This window comes from Microbacterium sp. W4I4, assembly GCF_030816235.1.
Classification (GTDB): Bacteria; Actinomycetota; Actinomycetes; order Actinomycetales; family Microbacteriaceae; genus Microbacterium.
This window is the reverse complement of record NZ_JAUSXT010000001.1, coordinates 3,043,590-3,057,313: the sequence shown is the minus strand read 5'-3', so window position 1 is coordinate 3,057,313 and position 13,724 is coordinate 3,043,590. Positions and strand designations below refer to the sequence as shown.

Sequence of the window (13,724 nt, the reverse complement as noted above, 5' to 3'; positions counted from 1 at the left end):
TCGTTCTGTCGAGAAGCTGTCGCGCGTCCCGTATAGCGGTAAGCGCTTTCCCATATTAGATCAGGTCGGGATGCGGAGCGCAAGCACCGTCAATGTTCTACAATGGAGCACATGACTGAAGTCGGGATCCGAGCACTGAAGCAGAACGCCTCGGCCGTGGTCGCGGAAGTGGCCGCCGGCGAGACGATCACGGTCACCGATCGGGGCAGGCCGGTCGCCCGCATCACACCGATGGACCGATCCGGTCTCGAGAATCTTCTCGAGACCGGTCTCGCCCGGCCTGCGCGCCTCAGCATCCTGTCCCTCACCGCGCCGGAGCCAGGCCCCCCTCTCTCCGAAGATCTGCTCCGTGCGCGCGAGTCGGAGCGGTACTGATCGTGGCGCATTACATCGACACGTCCGCACTCGTGAAGCTGGTCACCGCAGAGGCGGAATCCACGGCTCTGCTGGCATGGATCGCGGATGCCGAACCCACGCTCGTGGCGTCGGATCTGGCACGTACGGAACTGATGCGCGCCGTGCGGCGCGTCAGCCCGGATCGCGCCCCGCGGGTGCGCGTCGTGCTCGACTCGCTGGTGCTGCTGCGGGTGACGACGACGATGTTCGAGACCGCAGGCCGTCTCGACCCGGTCGGACTGCGCTCGCTCGATGCCCTCCACCTCGCCGCAGCCATCGACCTCGGCGACGATCTCGAGGGGTTCCTGACCTATGACGACCGTCTGGCCGAGGCCGCACGCGCGCAGGGATTCGCCGTGCTCGCCCCGACCCCGTGACGCCCCGGGCTTGCCGGCTTCAGCGACCGAGCTCGTCCAGCAGGTCGGCGAAATGGTCGAGGTCCGCCGCCGTCCAGGCGCGCAGCCGCTCGCCGATGCGGCCGTGGTACGCGGCACGGGCGATCGCCACCCGCTCCTTCGCGAGATCGGTGGCCACCATGCGCTTGGCGCGCCGGTCGTCCGGATCGCGGACGCTCTCCACCAGCCCAAGCTCGGTCAGCTGGCGCACCTGACGGCTCACCGCGGATTTGTCCGTCTGCAGGCGCTCCACGATCGCGCCGGCCGTGGTCGCCTCGCCGCCGAGGATCGAGACCAGCACCTGGTACCCCAGCGGCTGCAGATCCGGATGCACGGTGGCGGCGGCCTCTCGCCAGCTGACCCGGATGCGGGCGAACAGCCGCCCGAGTTCCCGCTCGACGCGCACGATCGCTTCGTCCAGCTCTGCATCGACGAGTCCGTCCGAGGCAGGCGCGTCGGGATTCTCGGGCAGGGCAGTCATAGCCGTCAGTGTACGGCGAAGGCCCGCTGTCGATTCGACAGCGGGCCTTCGGAGACGCCAGGGCGCCGGATGTCAGGACCTCACACCTCGGAGAGCAGGCTGAAGGCCTTGGAAGCGGCCTTCACCTCGTCCGGCGTGAGCCCGGCGAGAACCGTCCGCATCCGCTCGGCGTGCTCACCGCGCAACTCGGCCAGCATGCGGCAGGCTTCGGGCGTCGCGGTGAGCACCCGCAGCCTGCCGTCGTGCTCGTCCGGGCGCGATTCGAGGAGGTCGAACTCCTCCAGCATCCGGATCTGCCTGCTGACCATCGACTTGTCCATCTCGAACCGCTCGGCGAGCTGATGGGCGTTGGTGGGGCCCGTCCGCGAGATGAACGAGAGCAGCTTGTAGCCTGCGGGCTGCAGCTCGGGGTGCATCCGTGCCGCGGACTCCTTCCACATCGTGCGCGCGCGGGCGAAGATCAGGTTCAGATGCCCCTGAAAATCCGCCATCACGTCGTCGATGGTGTCGGTGTCCATGTCAGCGCACCGGCTCCTGCACGTCGCGAACACGATCGTCGTCCTCGGAGATGACGCGGATGCTGCCGGTGGCGGCTCCCACCTCGGCACCCGCGACCTCGATCGCGGACTCCTCGGCGTTCTCGCGCAGCTGCTCCGCGGAGTTCTTCGTCGAGAGCGGCTTGTTCCGGATGAAGGCGATCGCGATCACGCCGATCACGGCGAGCGGGATGGCGATCAGGAACGCGTCCGCGATGCCGTGCCCGTAGGACGACTCGACGACGGTGCGGATGCTGTCCGGCAGACTGCCCATGTTGGGCACGTCGCCGGTGGCCAGGTGCTTGAGCGCGTCGATCTCATCAGGCGACTTCGGCACGAACTTGCCCAGACCGTCCTTCATGTACGTCGCGACGTTGGTCGCGAGAATCGAGCCCATGATCGTGACGCCGATGGTGCCGGCGATCGTGCGGAAGAAGTTGACGCCCGAGGATGCCGCGCCCAGCTGCTGCGGCGGGGTGTCGTTCTGCACGATCAGGGTGAGGTTCTGCATGACCATGCCGAGGCCCGCACCGAGCACGAACATGTAGACCGCGACGAGCGGGAACGGGGTGTCGTAGCGCAGCGTCGCCATCAGTGTCACGCCGATGAGGGCGAGCACCGAGCCCAGCATCATCCAGCCCTTCCACTTGCCGTAGCGGCTGACCAGCTGCCCGATGATGATCGAGGCGCCCATCTGACCGATGATCATCGGGATGGTCATCAGGCCCGACTCGGTCGGCGTCGCGCCACGGGCAAGCTGGAAGTACTGCGCCAGGAAGACGGAGGTCGCGAACATCGAGACGCCGATGGCGATCGAGGCGAGCACCGACAGTGTGAAGGTGCGGTTGCGGAACAGCGTCATCGGGATGATCGGCTCCTTGACGAGCATCTCGACGATCACGAAGGCCACGATGGCGACGGCCGAACCGATGCCCAGCGCGTAGCTGGTGACGGAGTCCCACTCGAACTGGCTGCCGCCCATCGACACCCAGATCAGCAGACCCGAGACGCCGACCATCAGCAGCACGATGCCGAGATAGTCGATCGACACCTTGACGTTCTGCGGCTTGGGCAGATGCAGGGTGAACTGCAGCAGGATGAGGGCGACGATCGCGAACGGCACACCGACGAAGAAGTTGGAGCGCCATCCCAGCGTGTCGGTGAGGAACCCGCCGAGCAGCGGGCCGCCGATCGTGGCGAGGGCCATGATGCCGCCGACGACGCCCATGTACTTGCCGCGCTCGCGCGGCGAGATGATCAGCGCGACGGCGACCATCACGAGCGACATGAGCCCGCCGACGCCGACGCCCTGGATCACGCGCACGGCGATCAGCATGTTGGTGTCGGTGGAGAAGCCGGCGATGACTGTGCCGACGGTGAACAGGATCAGTGAGATCTGGACGAGCACCTTGCGGTCGACGAGGTCGGACAGCTTGCCCCAGATCGGGGTGGTGACGGCTGTGGCCAGAAGGCTGGCGGTGATGACCCAGGTGTACTGCGCCTGGGTTCCGCCGAGCTCGGCGATGATGACGGGGAGCGAGGTCGAGACCACCGTGCCCGAGAGCACGGCGACGAACATGCCGACGATGAGGCCGGAGATCGCGGTGAAGACCTCGCGGGCTGAGCGCACGGTCTCGGCCGAGGAAGATGTGGTGGAGTTCAAAAGAGGGGTCTCCTGCAGATAATGGTTGATCAACATCAACGATACAGCATTAGTTGATGTTCCTCAACCATTGCCGTTGATCAACTATTCCACAGGGCCCTCACATCGCGACGGTCGACTCCCGCGGATGCAGCACCGGCACGACCTGAACGCGCTCGACCGGCCGGGAGGGCCCCTCCACCAGACGCGCCAGCATCATCTCCACCGCCCGACGGCCGACATGCTGCTTCGGCGGACGCAGCGCGGTTATCGGCGGGGCGCCGTTCTCGGCGACCTCGTCGTCGTACGCGATGATCGAGAGCTCATCGGGAAGCGACCAGCCGCGATCGATAGCGTGCTGCTGCACCAGGAGCGCCTGGGGATCCGAATGGATCATCATCGCCGTGGTGCCGGTCTCGCGCAGCCGATCGAGCATCCGGTCGATGAAGTCCGCGCGCTCGTCACCCTCCCGGGAATCCAGCGACGCGTTCAGATCGACGGTCTGCACCAGCCCCAGCTCCTCGACGGCCCTCCCCCAGCCCCGCCGAAGCTGACCCGAGGTCGGCGACTGCGACGAGGTGAGCAGACCGACCGTCCGGTGCCCCAGAGCGGCCAGGTGCGACGCCGCCTGGTAGCCGCCGAACACATGGTCGGTGGTCACCCACTCCAGCCGGGTGAGGGCGAGAGACGACGGCGCCTGGCGCTCCACGAGCACCGCGGGAACAGGCAGCTGCTCGAGCCAGCTCAGCAGCGCGTGCCCGTCAGGGCCCTGATTCTCGGGCGCCACGATCAGGCCGTGGAAGCCGCCGGAGTCGATGAGCGAGCTGATCTGCCGGCGCTGGTCGGCGGGCTCGTAGCTCGCACCGCGCAGCACCAGCTGCACGCCGAGCTCGGTGGCCGCAGCGCGCGCCCCGATCACGATCTGGGGCCAGTAGTAGCTCAGCGAGGGCACCACCATCCCCACGCGGTAGCGGGGCCCCGCCGAAGAAGCCCGCGGCGCGACCGTGGTGTCCAACCGGCTGCGCAGAGTCGCACCGCCGTGCACTCTCGTCACCAGCCCGCGATCGGCGAGCTCGCCGATATCGCGCCGTACCGTCAGTTCCGAGACGGCGAACTCGCGCGCCAGGTCCGCCACTCGTACGGCGCCCGCGGTGCGCAGCTGATCCATGATCCGCTCGCGACGGGCGATCCCGAACACCGGGCGGTTCTCCGAATCGGTCATGATGCCTCTCCTCTCAGTTCCCAGCTGCCTGCTCCGGTCAACGCGGATGCCGGTGCGAACAGCATCCGCGTCACCCGGTCACCCCACGAATGCCTCAGGTACGGGTCGTCGACCTCGACGGTCTCGAACTCCACCTCGGCGCGATCGAACGCGAGCAGCAGCCCGCGCGATCCGTGCCTGCCCGGCACCAGCACGCCGCCGTCGTCCTGGCGGACGGGAACACCCGTGCACACCACCACGATCCGGGTGACGGGATCGGTCAGGGCATCGGATTCGTCGAGCACGCGGATGCCGGCATCCGTCAGCCGCACGGTGCGCAGCCACCGGTCGCCACCCGGGTACGCGGCGGTCAGGTCGACCCGCCACCCGTCGTCGATCGCCACGATCTCGGAACGCCACTGTGCCCCGGGCAGCTGCACGGCACCGCGCGGCAGCGGCGTCGAGTGCCAGTCGCTGCGCATGTTCCACAGCTCGTAGCGCCGGTCCGAGAAGGTCTCGGACCGGTAGGTCGCGCGGCCGAGGTCGGGCAGCAGCGGCACGCCGTCGACGGCGATCGCGATCGAACCCAGGTCGTTGTGATTGTGGTTCTCCCCGTTGTGGCCGCTCTTGACGACGACGCCGAGGCCGGCCCGCTCGCGGATGCCGATCCCGATCGAGGGGAGGAAGACGTCCTCACGGACGGATGCCGTGGGCACGGTGTGCGTCAGCACGCCGGAGCGGATGTCGCGCAACTCGGCGAGCATCCGCCCGAGGCCGGCGTGCACGCCATCGTCGAATCCGCACAGGGCACGGTCGCCCTGCTCGGTGCGAGCGAAGTCGGCTGTGTCGGGCAGCGCGCACAGGGTCGCCGCACGGAAGAGCACGTGCCAGGGGATGCCGGCATCCGCCCGTGCCTCGGCATCCGAGAAGCTCGCGAACCAGCCCGGACCGACCTGCATGCGCTGCGGGAAGCGCGCGAGCTCCGCGAGCCCCTGCAGCCCGCCGCCGCGGACCGCGGCCGTGACAGCGCCGCCGGCCAGCTCGTCCAGCAGCCCCAGCGCGTCGAACGCCCGCCCCGCTCCCTGCCACCAGTACGCGAAGCCCTCGTCGATGGCGCCGTCGGCGGGCAGCTGCGCGAGGTAGCGGTCCAGGCCGTCCACGCACCGGGAGATGACCCGCTCACGCAGTTCGGGCTCGGCGAAGGCGACAGCCGCGGGGAGCAGGTTCCCGTGAATCCACGGTGCCCAGTTGTGCACGTGGTCCTCGGTGCCCTCCCAGTGCCAGTCGCGGCTCACGAACGGCTCCAGCACCCGCCCCCGCGCCTCGGCACCGAGCCGCGCACGCAGGCCGGGCGCGATCCGCTCCAGGTCGTCGCCGAGCAGCAGGGCGGCCCACGCGACGAGTGCGACGTCCTCCCCCGCGCCGAGATCGACGAACGGATGCCGATCATCGGGCACCCGCATCCCGCGCGAGAACACGTCATCGTGCGCGGGCCAGCACCAGGTGCTCTGCTCGACCTTCAGCCAGAGCCCGTCGGCGGCCTCGAGCAGCCGTTCCTCGGACGGGTCGAGAGCGGCCGCGAGCACGGCGAGACGCGTGCGCCGGTTGCGCAGGAACAGCGCGCGCTCGTAGGCCGAGCGGTCGCCGGTTCGAGCGTAGGAGGCCCAGTCCGACAGCCGCGGCTGCGGCCAGTCCGTGCCGTGCAGCCGGTCGGCTTCGGCGAGGATCGCCTCGCGCGGGCGCGTATCCAGACTGTCCCAGAAGCCGCGATCGGCGGCCGTGGAGATCGGGATGCCGGCATCCGCGTCTCCGGCCCGTGCCCAGAGATCGCGCAGCGCGCCTCGTGGGGTGAGCTTGTCGCCAGTCATCATGGTTGAACCTTTATGTTCGAGTAAGCATTTTCAGCTTCGAATGGGTTGCGAATGAATGGATGATCAGTCTTCACTGGGATGGCCGCGTCACGCAAGCGGTCAGCCACGCGAATCCCGACGCGAACTTCGACGGAGACACAGATGCCCCCATCCCGCCCCCGGGCACACGCGGTCATGTCGACCGAGGCATTCGATCTACTCTTCGACGATGCCCGCCGACAGCGCTTCGCCGAGCTGGCCGATGTGCGCACGCCGATGCACATCACCGACCTCGCCGATCCCGCTCTGGACGGGCTGCTCGCCGAGACCGAGGTGCTGGTGACCTCGTGGGGCGCGCCGCGCTTCGAGGCGCCGCTACTGGATCGGATGCCGCGGCTGCGCGCCGTGTTCCACGCCGCGGGCAGCATCCGCAACCACGTCTCGGCGGAGTTCTGGGACCGCGGCATCCGCATCACCACGGCGGCGGATGCCAATGCCGTGCCCGTCGCCGAGTTCACCCTCGCCGCGATCCTGCTGGCGGGAAAGCGCGCACTCGTGCAGCTGCGCACCCCCTCGGTGACGCAGGAGGTGTGGGACGGCAACCTGCGCTCGCACGCCCTCGGCAACCTCGACCGCACGGTCGGCATCGTGGGCTTCTCACGCATCGGCCGACGCGTCGTGGACCTGCTGCGGCCCTTCAACGGTCTGCGCGTACTGGTCGCCGACCCCTTCGCCGATCCGGCCGAGGTGGCCGCGGCCGGCGCCGAACTCATGCCTCTGCATGAGATGCTCCCCCGGGTCGCCGTGCTCTCGCTGCACGCCCCTGCGCTGCCCTCGACGCACCACATGATCTCCACCGCCGAGCTTGCCGCCCTGCCGGACGGCGCGACCGTGATCAACACCGCCCGCGGCGCGCTGCTCGACCACGACGCCCTGTTGGCGGAATGCCGCATCGGGCGCCTCGACGCGGTCCTCGACGTGACGGACCCCGAGCCGCTTCCCGCGTCATCGGAGCTGCTCGCGCTGACGAACGTGGCCATCACGCCGCACCTGGCCGGGTCGCTCGGCACCGAGACGCGCCGGCTGACCGATTCCGCACTCGACGAGCTGGCTGCGTACGCGGCGGGCGAGCCGCTGCGGCATCCGATGGACGCGCTCTCGCTCGGCCGCAGCGCCTGAGCCGGCCCGCGGCCCGGTAGCCCCGCGACCCCCGCGATCCCCACGGCCTCCGCGACCCCCGCGGCCCGCGCGAGAAACCACTTCCCGCTTGAGAAACCACGTGTGCACGTGCGTCTCATGCAGGATGTGGTTTCTCGCCCCGCATCGGCACGTCCAGCACCGGGCGCAGGCAGTAGCGGCCGTTGGCCCAGACGACATACAGCGCCGGCGCGGCGGTGATGCCGATCGCGACGGCGGGCATGGTCGCGAAGACGCCGACCTGCACGCCGAGCACGGCCAGTGACAGCACCTGGAAGTACCACCGGCGCACGCCCAGGTACAGGCTCGAGCGCAGCACGTCGCGCAGCCGCGCGGTCGGCACCTCGGCGAGCGCGACGGCACCCAGCAGGCCCGTGATGGCGGCCAGCACGACCAGGAGCAGCAGCACCGGCACGATCACCACCGAGGCGGCGGTGTCCGACAGGGCGCGCACGTCGACCAGCAGCACGACCGCGAAGCCCACGACGATCACGCCCAGCAGCAGCGAGCCGCGCAGCGTCCTGCGCCACACCTGCAGGAACGCGCGCACCACCTGCGTCTCGCCCTCGCCGTGCGCACGGAAGGTGCCGAACGCGGCGGTCAGTGCGGGCGCGGCGAACGGTGCGACCACGGCCAGCAGCGGCCAGGAGTGCATCGGGTCCGTCGTGATCAGCAGCACCACCAGCGGGGATGCCGCCACCAGCACGAGCAGGTTCACCATCAGTCCGAGATACAGCACGCCCAGGATCGAGGCCCAGGTGTCGTGCGCGACGCGCTTCACGGCTCAGCCCTTCATCCCGCTGGTGGCGATGCCCTCGACGAAGTACTTCTGTCCGAGCATGAAGATGATCGCGATCGGCACGACCGAGAGGCACAGGCCGGCGAACAGCAGGGCGTAGTTCGTGTCGAACAGGTTGGACACGAAGCTCTTCAGCCCGAGCTGGATCGTCCAGAGGTCGGGGTTTCGCAGATAGATGAGCGGCCCGAGGTAGTCGTTCCAGGTGTTGACGAAGGTCAGCAGCGTCAGGCTCGCGATCGCGGGGACCGACAGCGGCACCATGATCCGGCGCCAGATGCCGTACTCGCTGAGCCCGTCCAGACGGGCGGCCTCGCTGAGCTCCTCGGGGATGGTCTCGTAGTACTGCTTCATCAGGAAGACGCCGAAGGCACCGAACGCCTGGATGAGGATGATCGCCCACAGGGTGTTGGACACCTTGAGGTTGGACAGCAGGATGAACTGCGGGATCATGTACGACTGCCACGGCACGGCGATCGTGCCGATGTAGGCGAGGAAGAGCACGTCGCGTCCGGGGAAGCGGATGCGGGAGAAGCCGTACGCCGCGAAGGATCCGGTGAGCACCTGCAGGAAGGTGACCACCACGGCCAGCAGCAGCGTGTTGCGGATCCAGGTGAGCATGTCGGCCTTGGCCCAGATGTCGATGTAGTTCTGCCAGACGAACGTCTCGGGCCACCACACCACCGGCACGGAGAACACCTCGTTGGCGGTCTTCAGCGAGCTGAGCAGCATCCATGCGAACGGCGCGAGCAGGCCGATCGCGAACACGCCCAGGCCGATGTAGCCGACGATGCGCCCGACGCGGCGCAGCGAGGAGGACTCCCCCGCACGGCGATGCGTCGCGGGGTCGGAGAGCCGGCGCAGCTTCTGCTCGCCGGTGACCATGAGCTCGGTCTGAGTCATCAGACGCTCCTCCTCTTGTTCCAGAGGAACTGGGCGATGGTGACGATGATGCACAGGAAGAACAGCGCGACCGCCGCAGCCGATGCGTACCCGAACTGGGACTCCTCGAAGCCCTTGCGGTAGATGAACTGGGACAGCACCATGGTCGCCTGCCCCGGGCCGCCGTCGGTCATGACGAGGATCAGGTCGAAGACCTTGAGCGAGTTGATCGTGAGCATGACGGTGACGAAGAACATCGTCGGCCGCAGGGACGGCAGGGTCACGTTGACGAAGCGCTGCCAGACGTTCGCGCCGTCCACGCGCGCCGCCTCATGCAGCTCGGGAGGGATCGTCTGCAGCCCCGCGAGGAACAGGATCATGTAGTAGCCCATGTCCCGCCAGGTGCTGACGATGACGACCGCGGGCATCGCCCAGTCCTTCGAGGTCAGCCATCCGGGTGGGTTCTCGATGCCGATGAAGCGCAGCATCGCGTTGATGGGGCCGTAGTCGGGGCTGAAGAGCAGGTTCCAGACCACTGCGATCGCGACGATCGAGGTGATGTAGGGGAAGAACGCGGCCGTGCGGAAGAACGCCACCCCGCGCAGCTTGTTGTTCAGCAGCAGTGCGAGCCCGAGCGAGACGACGATGGTGAGCGGGATGTGCATCACCGAGTAGTAGAGCGTGTTCCAGAACGCGTTGCGGAAGCTGCCGTCGCCGAACAGGCGCTGGAAGTTCGCGAAGCCGACCCAGTCGGCCTTGCCGAAGATGTTCCAGTTCGTGAACGCCATGTAGAACAGGATCACGACGGGCACGAGCGTGAACGCCGCGAACCCGGCGAAGTTCGGCAGGATGAACGTCCAGCCGATCAGGGTGTTCCGGCGGCGGAGCGCCGATCGGCGCCTGGGCGGTGCCGTCTTCCCGGCATCCGGCGTGACTGTCGCTGTCATGGGGTTCTCTCGGTGGTGCGGTCAAGGGGATGGGGCCGGCCCTCGCGGACCGGCCCCCGAGGGCCGGACGGACCGGCCCCGAGGATCGGGTCAGCCGACCTCGTTGGCGACGCGGTCCTGCGCCTCCTTGATGGCGTCGTCGACACCGGTCGAGCCGGACATGATCGCGGTGTGCATGTCGCCCAGGATGCCCTGGATGGCTGCGGTCGTGTTGGAGGTCGGGTTCTCGGGCAGAACCTCGTGGGTCGACCAGGCGAACTTGGACAGGTCATCGGTCGGTGCGCCCTTGACGCCGAAGTACGTCTCGGTGACGGCGTCGCTGGTCAGGGCCGGCGTGATGCCGATGCCGGCGAGCACCTGTGCGGCATCCTCGCTGGCGGCGAATTCGAGGAACTTCTTCGCCGCGGCGGCCTTGTTCCCGCTCAGAGCCGCGTTGGCGCCGAAGCCGGTCGGGTCGCCGAAGGTGACCGGGGTCTTGTCGGTGCCCGCGGTGGACGAGTCCAGCTGCGGAGCCGGAGCGATGCCCCACTCGAAGGCGTCCGCCTCACCGGATGCCTGCTGCGCGATCAGCGTGGCGGTGTACCAGCTGCCCATGGGCAGCATCGCCGCCTTCTGCTTGCCGAACTCGCCCTGGTAGGTGAGCTGGTTGGCGCTGGAGGTGTTGAAGTCGACCTGGGCGCCGTCGTCCTGCAGCTTCAGGACCCGCTCGTAGTACGGCTTCATGTGGTCGTACTCGCCCTTGAGGATGTCGGCGCCGCTCTGCGCGTTGGCGAAGCCCTGCACGACCGACTGCCAGCGGTGCATGTAGCTGCCCTTGGCGGTACCGACGGTGAGCTCCTTCGCCGCGGCGTCGTAGTCGTCCCACGTCCACGAGCCGTCGGGGTAGTCGACGCCCGCGGCATCGAACAGAGCCTTGTTGTAGTAGAGCACCCAGGCGTCCTGGCGGTACGGCACCGCGTAGGCCTTGCCGTCGACCTTGTAGGAGTCGGCGCCGCCGATGCCGTCGGGCAGCTTCACGTCGGAGACGTCGAGCAGCTGACCGCCCTCCTGGAAGGTGGTCAGGTACTTGACCTCCTTCTGGGTGATGATGTCGGGGCCGGAACCGGCGGCGAGGTCGGCGGTGACGAGCGTGTTGTACTCGGTCGGGTCGTACTCCTTGAGCGTGACCGTGATGTCGGGGTTCTTCTCGTGGAACGCGTCGGCGAGCGCCTGGAACTCCGGCGTCGTGTCCAGGCTCCATCCCGACAGCGACAGCGAGACCGGACCGGACGACTCGGCCGGAGTGTCGCCGCCTCCGCTGCAGCCGGTCAGGACGAGTGCGGCGACAGCGGCGATGCTGCCTGCGGCGAGGATCTTTCTGTTCATGCTGTTCGTGCTCCTTCGTGATTGCGGTGGGTCCGCTGGTCGGGTTTCGGTCGGGTCGGAGATCAGGTGCGCTCGTCGGTGTTAGGCGGCGGAGGGTGCGAGCGCGTGGGTGGTGCGCAGGCCGTCCGGCCAGACGACATCCGCCCGGTCGGCGTGGGTCTCGAGGGCGGGGGCGGATGCCGACTGCGCCGCGTCTGCACTGAGGAGCACAGCGACGGCGACCAGGTCGCCCTCGTGCGGGGTGGCCACGGCGACGGGCACGGCCGCGTCGGGGCCGAGCGGGCTGGCATCCGTCCGACGCTCGACGCTGGCGCCGAAGCCCGGTGTGAGCGGCACGACCGTGCTGGTCAGGTCGCCGAGGCGGGCGGATGCCGACGACTCGGAGCTCATGGTCTCGACCTCGCCGGGCTCGCCGGCGAGCGCCCAGCCGCCGATCCGCAGGTGCGCGGCGCGGCCGGCGTCCTCGAGTTCGTCGAAGCGGATGATCCGCACCTCCCACGCGCCGCGGACCAGCGACCAGGTCGTGATCCGGCCGGCGACCGTCGTCTCGCCGGTGATGCCCGCGCCGTGGCGGATCTGCACCGGCGCGGGATCGATCCAGTGCACGCGGCTGATGGAGCCGGCCGTGGCGGTCTCGCCGTCGCCGCGGATGTCGAGGAGCGTCAGCCCGGCGCGATGCGTGGCGCGCCCGGCGGCGTCCACCAGGGCGACGGACTGCTCGAGCGGTTCGGCCCAGGCGTCGCCGTTCAGCAGGGGCGAGGTCGCGGTGGAGTATCCCAGCCGCGCATAGAGCGGGGCGTCGCCGACCAGCACGTCGGGGAGGGAGTGATCGGTGCCGTGGTTGATCACGCGGACGATGCCGTCGGATGCCGTGCCCGAGACGATCCACCCGGGCGAGACGATCGTGCGCAGCTCGTCGCTGGTGGCGGCAGTGGCGGGAACGGGCGCGGGCGCGGTCCAGACCGGGTGATCGGCGGGCAGTGCGATCCCCAGCTTCCCCTTCGCCGCCCAGTAGGGCGAGGACGGACCGGAGTAGTTCTGCGCGAGCCGCCGCCATTCGCCGTGCCACCCCATGGTCAGCAGATCGTCCTGGTCGGGTGCGCCGTGCTCGTCGAAGTGCGCGACGATGCCCATGGCCGCGTGCCGCAGCGTGCCGAGGTCCGTGGACGGCACGCCGGCCAGCGCGCCCACCCAGAACGGTGCGGCGGCCGCGAAGCGGTAGATCAGGCTGCGACCCTGCAGAAGCGGGGCGCCGTCGCCGCCGACCAGGTGCACGGCATCCTGCAGGAAGCGATCGAGAGCCGCGACGTCGCCGGTGAGCCGGTCGGCGCCGAGATCCGCTGCGCCCTGCATGCGCGACCACAGCACCGGATACAGGTGCAGCGCCCAGCCGACGTAGTGGTCGTAGTTGCGGTCGTCGCCGTCCGAGAGCCAGCCGCCCTCGCGGGTGAAGGAGTCGTGCAGAGCGAGATCGGCGGCGATGTCGTCGGCCGACCAGGGACCGCCGACCGAGCGCAGGAAGGTCTGGACGACGATGCGGAACCACGCCCAGTTGTTGCGGGGGTAGCTGTCATCGCCCACGGCGGGCGCGAGGTAGTCGATCAGGCGCTGCTGCGTGATCGCGTCCAGGCGATCCCAGATCCAGGGGCGGGTCATGTCCAGGATGAGAGCGATGGATGCCGCCTCGACCTTGGCCTGCGGGTGCTCGTCCAGGCGCACCCAGCGCTCCTCGGAGGAGGGGTCGACGCCGGTGACGATCCCGCGGGAGTAGTCGTGGATCAGCCGGTCGACGCCTTCGCCGCGGGCGCCGGCGATGCGGAAGCCGGCCAGCAGGAAGGTGCGCGCGAAGCCTTCGAGCCCGTCCACGGCGGTGCCGTAGCCGCCCGGTGCTCCGGGAGGGGTGATGCGGGCGAAGCCCGGTGAGGCCCAGGCTGCGGCGCCGCTCAGCATCCGATCGGCGAAGGCGACCAGCGCCTCACGCGACTCGTCGCGCAGAGTGCTGCGTGGCGAGGGATCCGATGTGCGGGTCACGGGTT

The 13,724-nt window shown here is 69.1% G+C and carries 13 protein-coding genes; 3 read left to right on the top strand and 10 right to left on the bottom strand.

Annotated elements, in window-relative coordinates; translation table 11 throughout:
* Positions 1 to 111 precede the first annotated feature (111 nt).
* Positions 112 to 375, top strand: a complete 264-nt coding sequence (locus QF046_RS14445) for a type II toxin-antitoxin system Phd/YefM family antitoxin (protein ID WP_307371080.1) — start codon at positions 112 to 114, stop codon at positions 373 to 375.
* Positions 376 to 377: 2 nt separating this feature from the next.
* The gene (locus QF046_RS14440) at positions 378 to 773 is read left to right on the top strand and encodes a type II toxin-antitoxin system VapC family toxin (protein ID WP_307371079.1); all 396 of its coding nucleotides are present in this window, start codon (positions 378 to 380) and stop codon (positions 771 to 773) included.
* A 19-nt stretch (positions 774 to 792) separates the two neighbouring features.
* Here QF046_RS14440 and QF046_RS14435 read toward each other — a convergent pair whose 3' ends face one another.
* From QF046_RS14435 to QF046_RS14415, 5 genes are all read right to left on the bottom strand, one after another.
* On the bottom strand, positions 793 to 1,272 hold the full coding sequence (locus QF046_RS14435; RefSeq protein ID WP_307371077.1) for a MarR family winged helix-turn-helix transcriptional regulator: 480 nt from the start codon (positions 1,270 to 1,272) through the stop codon (positions 793 to 795).
* Between the two features lie 80 nt (positions 1,273 to 1,352).
* Positions 1,353 to 1,790 carry a MarR family winged helix-turn-helix transcriptional regulator gene (locus tag QF046_RS14430; protein ID WP_307371073.1) on the bottom strand — a complete coding sequence of 146 codons (438 nt, stop codon included), beginning with the start codon at positions 1,788 to 1,790 and terminating at the stop codon, positions 1,353 to 1,355.
* 1 nt (position 1,791) lies between these two features.
* Positions 1,792 to 3,471 (bottom strand): MDR family MFS transporter, encoded by a 1,680-nt coding sequence (locus tag QF046_RS14425; protein WP_307371071.1) that lies wholly within the window; start codon positions 3,469 to 3,471, stop codon positions 1,792 to 1,794.
* Between the two features lie 100 nt (positions 3,472 to 3,571).
* Complete coding sequence (locus tag QF046_RS14420) at positions 3,572 to 4,672, bottom strand: substrate-binding domain-containing protein (RefSeq protein WP_307371068.1); 1,101 nt, start codon at positions 4,670 to 4,672, stop codon at positions 3,572 to 3,574.
* A complete protein-coding gene (locus QF046_RS14415) occupies positions 4,669 to 6,522 on the bottom strand; it encodes a heparinase II/III family protein (protein WP_307371066.1) in 1,854 nt (617 codons plus the stop codon). Before QF046_RS14415 ends, QF046_RS14420 begins: the two co-directional genes overlap by 4 nt.
* Before the next feature lie 174 nt (positions 6,523 to 6,696).
* On the opposite strand from QF046_RS14415, the gene QF046_RS14410 reads away from it, so the two are divergent.
* A complete protein-coding gene (locus QF046_RS14410; protein WP_307371064.1) occupies positions 6,697 to 7,680 on the top strand; it encodes a hydroxyacid dehydrogenase in 984 nt (327 codons plus the stop codon).
* 115 nt (positions 7,681 to 7,795) lie between these two features.
* Here the strand turns inward: QF046_RS14410 and QF046_RS14405 are convergent, their stop codons facing one another.
* From QF046_RS14405 to QF046_RS14385, 5 genes are all read right to left on the bottom strand, one after another.
* Positions 7,796 to 8,479: a DUF624 domain-containing protein gene (locus QF046_RS14405; RefSeq protein ID WP_307371062.1), complete on the bottom strand. Its 684-nt coding sequence runs from the start codon at positions 8,477 to 8,479 to the stop codon at positions 7,796 to 7,798.
* Positions 8,480 to 8,482: 3 nt separating this feature from the next.
* On the bottom strand, positions 8,483 to 9,397 hold the full coding sequence (locus QF046_RS14400) for a carbohydrate ABC transporter permease (protein ID WP_307371060.1): 915 nt from the start codon (positions 9,395 to 9,397) through the stop codon (positions 8,483 to 8,485).
* Positions 9,397 to 10,323 carry a carbohydrate ABC transporter permease gene (locus QF046_RS14395; RefSeq protein WP_307371057.1) on the bottom strand — a complete coding sequence of 309 codons (927 nt, stop codon included), beginning with the start codon at positions 10,321 to 10,323 and terminating at the stop codon, positions 9,397 to 9,399. Before QF046_RS14395 ends, QF046_RS14400 begins: the two co-directional genes overlap by 1 nt.
* 90 nt (positions 10,324 to 10,413) lie before the next feature.
* Positions 10,414 to 11,688 (bottom strand): ABC transporter substrate-binding protein, encoded by a 1,275-nt coding sequence (locus QF046_RS14390; RefSeq protein ID WP_307371055.1) that lies wholly within the window; start codon positions 11,686 to 11,688, stop codon positions 10,414 to 10,416.
* Positions 11,689 to 11,769: 81 nt separating this feature from the next.
* Entirely contained in the window at positions 11,770 to 13,719 is a 1,950-nt protein-coding gene (locus tag QF046_RS14385; RefSeq protein WP_307371052.1) for a DUF2264 domain-containing protein, read from the bottom strand.
* Positions 13,720 to 13,724: the final 5 nt, after the last annotated feature.